1 protein-coding gene is annotated in these 895 nt (G+C 44.2%); it reads left to right on the forward strand.

All coding sequences use genetic code 11. The annotated features are described in order from the left end of the window. Positions 1 to 128: 128 nt before the first annotated feature. Positions 129 to 895 (forward strand): flagellin N-terminal helical domain-containing protein (locus OCI93_RS20925; protein ID WP_261627259.1); only part of this gene is annotated, 767 nt, incomplete at its 3' end.

Raw genomic sequence — 895 nt, forward strand, 5'->3', positions numbered from 1 at the left:
AAAAAATAGCTAAAGGATTTTCTGGTAAGCCCGATAACTTAAGTATCAAAGCTTGAGAGTAAAATTGACTCAAAGAGCAACAGTATTAAGTTTAGCGTAAACACAGGGTTTACCGCAGGAGAATCATTATGGCACTTTATGTAAATACCAACGTATCAAGTTTGAACGCGCAAAGACAGTTGATGAGCTCAGGTAATACCCTTGATACAGCATTCCAACGTCTTTCTTCAGGTCTTCGTATCAACAGTGCAAAAGATGATGCGGCAGGGCTACAGATTTCAGACCGTTTAACAAGCCAAATTAATGGTTTGACGCAAGGTAACAGAAATGCGAATGATGGCATTTCATTGGCGCAAACAGCGGAAGGTGCGTTGGATGAGATGACGGGTATGTTCCAACGTATTCGTACCTTAGCGGGTCAAGCGGCAAATGGTTCAAACACCCAAGCAGATAGAGCGGCATTGCAACTTGAGATGCGCCAGTTAGGGGAAGAAATTAACCGTATTTCAGCAGATACTACATTTGGTGGCACAAACTTACTAGATGGCTCATTCAGTGCAGAGTTTCAAGTAGGTGCAGATGCGAACCAAACAATCAGTATGACGATGACGTCAATTGCGGCGGCAACGGGTGGTACGGTCTCAATAAACAGCTTTACAGTAAGTGGTATAGCGGCAGCAGCCAGCCTTGTAGCGGGTGTATCAGTGGGGGCGAATAATGCATTTGCCAATGCCAGTGGCTTATCATTTACGTCAGTAGGAGAAGCGCAGGATATCTTAGCTTCGGTAGATGCGATGATAGGTGCGATAGATGCAAAACGTGCACAATTAGGTGCGGTGCAGAATCGATTCTCATCGACTATCCGTAACCAGACCAACATTATTGAAAATGTATC

The organism is Pseudoalteromonas holothuriae, from assembly GCF_945859825.1.
Classification (GTDB): domain Bacteria; phylum Pseudomonadota; class Gammaproteobacteria; order Enterobacterales; family Alteromonadaceae; genus Pseudoalteromonas; species Pseudoalteromonas holothuriae.